Origin of the sequence: Methylobacterium sp. WL103 (genome assembly GCF_008039885.1) — a bacterium.
Lineage (GTDB): Bacteria > Pseudomonadota > Alphaproteobacteria > Rhizobiales > Beijerinckiaceae > Methylobacterium > Methylobacterium cerastii.
Genome location: NZ_VRUX01000550.1, coordinates 1 through 2,778, shown reverse-complemented (window position 1 = coordinate 2,778; position 2,778 = coordinate 1). Strand labels below are relative to the sequence as shown.

Sequence of the window (2,778 nt, the reverse complement as noted above, 5' to 3'; positions counted from 1 at the left end):
GCCGCCCGATCCGGCGCTCGCCGCGCGGGCGCAGGCGCTCGTGTCCAAGCACCAGTGCAACTCCTGCCACGGTGCCGACCTCGCCGGACGCGACGCGCTCCCGCGCATCCGCGGCCAGCGCGAGGACTATCTCAAGGCGGCGCTCGCGGCGTATCGCTCGAACGCACGACCCGGCTACGATCCGGCGATGAACGAGGTCGCGCAGACGCTGAAGGACGACGAGATCGCCGACCTCGCCGCCTACATCGCGCGGCTCTGAGCCGACCTTCGGCGCGCTCGGCCCGTCAGCTCTCGCCGCCTGTCAGCTCCTACTGTCCGCCGCGACCGGCCCCTGCGCGGTGGCGAGGAAATCGGGCTTCAGTTCCAGGGCGAGGAAGCGGGCCGGGTCGACCGGGCCCGGGAGGACCAGCTGCCCGGCCGGCACGGGGCGGAAGCCGAAGCGGGCGTAGAACGGCGCGTCGCCGACGAGGATCACGAGGCCCTCGCCGGCCTCCGCCGCCGCAGTCAGGCTCGCCCGCATCAGCGCCGTGCCGACGCCGCGGCCCGAGAAGCTCGGGTCGACGGCCAGCGGCCCGAGCGCCAGGAAGCCGACGCCGCCGGCCGTCACCGGCGCCATCCGCACCGAGCCGACGAGGAAGCTGCCGACGGACGCCGTGACGCTGAGGTCGGCCCGATGCGCCGCGCCCTCGCGGAGCCGGAAGGCGGTGCGCGCGTAGCGCCCCGGCCCGAACGCGCGGGCGTGCAGCCGCTCGATCGCGTCGTGATCGTCGGGCGTCTCGGGGCGGATGACGAGGGAGAGGGCTGGCACGGTCTCCGCCGTAACAGGTTTCGCGCCGCGCCGCAGCCGCTACTCGGCGGCGGCGAGGACCGGCCGCGCGTCGCCCCGCACCAGCCGGTAGAAGCCGAAGGCGGCGACCCAGATCAGCGCGCCGAAGGCCGCCGCCATCCCGAGCACGAGGGGGAAGCCGCCGCGATCGTGCAGGAGGGCGATGACCGGGACCACGAAGCCGCTCGCGGTGAAGCCCACGAAGTAGCGCAGGCTGTAGGCCTTCGCGCGCTGGTGCGCCGGGACGTAGCGGGCGATCATCGCGTCGTTGATGACGACCTGCCCGTAGATCGCGGCGATCGCCAGCACCAGCCCGAGCAGCAGCAGCGGACCCGTGGTCGCCGCAGCGATCCCGAGGCCGACCGGCTGCAGCACCGAGAGGCCGAGGAACAGGCTCGGCAGGCCGAAGCGGTCGACGAGGCGGCCCATCAGCAGCTGGGTCATCGCGCCGAACACGAACACGGCGGTGGCGATCGAGCCGATCGAGGTGAGCGACAGGGCCTGCCCGACGCCCTCGTCGATCACCTTCGGCAGCGAGATCGTGGTGACGTTGAAGGTGATGCCGCCGGCGAAGATCGCCACGCCGAACATCGCCAGCAGGGCCATCGGGCGCGTCACCGGGATGACACCCGCCGCGCCGGCCTTGTGCGCCTCGCCGTCGCCGTCGCCCGGCACCATCGCGACGAAGGCCGCGCCGCAGGCGAGGCACACGAGGCCCGGCACCACGAAGGCGGCCTGCCAGCCCAGCGTCGTCGCGAGCAGCGCGGTCGCCCCTGAGGCCGACGCCGCGCCGAAATTGCCCCAGACCCCGTTGATGCCGAGGTCGCGCCCGAGCCGCCTTGCATGGGTCACGAGCATGCTGGAGCCGACCGGGTGGTAGATCGCCGAGGCGAGGCCGAGCACGCAGAGACAGACCGCGAAGGCGGTGGGGCTCGTTGCGCTCGCGACCCCGAGGCATGACAGGCCGTAGGCGAAGAAGAACACGGCGAGCATGTTGCGCCGGCCGAAGCGGTCGGCGAGCGAGCCCATCGGCAGCGAGCACAGGCCGAAGGCGACGAAGGCGCCGGTGGCGAGCCCGATCAGCTCGCCGTAGCCGAGGCCCGTCTGGCTCGCGATGGCGATCACCGCGGTCGGGTAGATCAGCAGCACGAAGTGGTCGAGGGCGTGCGCGACGTTGACGAAGCGCAGGGTGCGGCTGGAGAGGTCTTCAGGGCTCATCGCGGCATGTCCTTCGGGATCGTCGCTCGATATCCTGACCCGATGGACGGTGTCGGGCCGCAGATGTACGCTACCGGGCCATTTTGCGAGGGTGCGCCGTGCCGTTGCGATCGACCGACGCCGCCGACTACCAGACCGTGCCTCGCGCGGTCGCGGTGATGCCGAAAACCTTCGCCGCGGCGAGTCGGACCGACCGGCACTTCCACCCGCGTGCGCAGCTGCTCTACGCCACCGCCGGGCTGATGATGGCGTCGGCCGACGACGGCACCTGGGTCGTGCCGGAGGGGCACGCGCTGCTGATCCCGCCGCGCCTGCCGCATGCGGTGGCGATGCACGGGGCGGTGGCGATGTGCTCGGCCTACCTCGATCCGCGCGCCTTCGCCGCCGTCCCGGAACGCTGCCGGGTGATCGCGGTCTCGCCGCTGCTTGCCGCGGCTTTGGCGGCGCTGGCCGAGGAGCCGGTGCTGTACGACGAGGCGGGCCGCGGCGGGCATCTCGCCGCCCTGGTGCTCGACGAGATCGGCCACGCGCCCGAGACGCCGCTGGCCCTGCCGCTCCCACGCGACCCGCGCCTGCGCCGGGTCTGCCTCGGGCTGATCGCCGACCCGGCCTGCGCCGAACACCTCGACGCCTGGGCGGAGCGGGCCGGGGCGAGCCGGCGCACGCTGACCCGCGGCTTCCGCCGCGAGACCGGCCTCAGTTTCGGCGACTGGCGGGCGCGGGCGCGGATCACC

Annotated in this window: 4 protein-coding genes; 2 read left to right on the top strand and 2 right to left on the bottom strand. The window is 73.5% G+C overall.

Features of this window, described 5'->3' with window-relative positions; genetic code table 11:
• The coding region (locus tag FV222_RS22160) for a c-type cytochrome (RefSeq protein WP_147815654.1) at positions 1-259 on the top strand (259 nt) is incomplete at its 5' end.
• 42 nt (positions 260-301) lie between these two features.
• Here FV222_RS22160 and FV222_RS22155 read toward each other — a convergent pair.
• Positions 302-808 (bottom strand): N-acetyltransferase, encoded by a 507-nt coding sequence (locus tag FV222_RS22155; RefSeq protein ID WP_147815653.1) that lies wholly within the window; start codon positions 806-808, stop codon positions 302-304.
• Between the two features lie 39 nt (positions 809-847).
• Positions 848-2,044 (bottom strand): MFS transporter, encoded by a 1,197-nt coding sequence (locus FV222_RS22150; protein WP_147815652.1) that lies wholly within the window; start codon positions 2,042-2,044, stop codon positions 848-850.
• Positions 2,045-2,142: 98 nt separating this feature from the next.
• Between FV222_RS22150 and FV222_RS22145 the strand changes: the two genes are divergently transcribed.
• The coding region (locus tag FV222_RS22145) for a helix-turn-helix transcriptional regulator (RefSeq protein ID WP_246685597.1) at positions 2,143-2,778 on the top strand (636 nt) is incomplete at its 3' end.

Excerpts from the sequence above, each read along its gene's own strand:
- FV222_RS22150 (WP_147815652.1), bottom strand. The coding sequence starts at position 2,044 with ATGAGCCCTGAAGACCTCTCCAGCCGCACCCTGCGCTTCGTCAACGTC.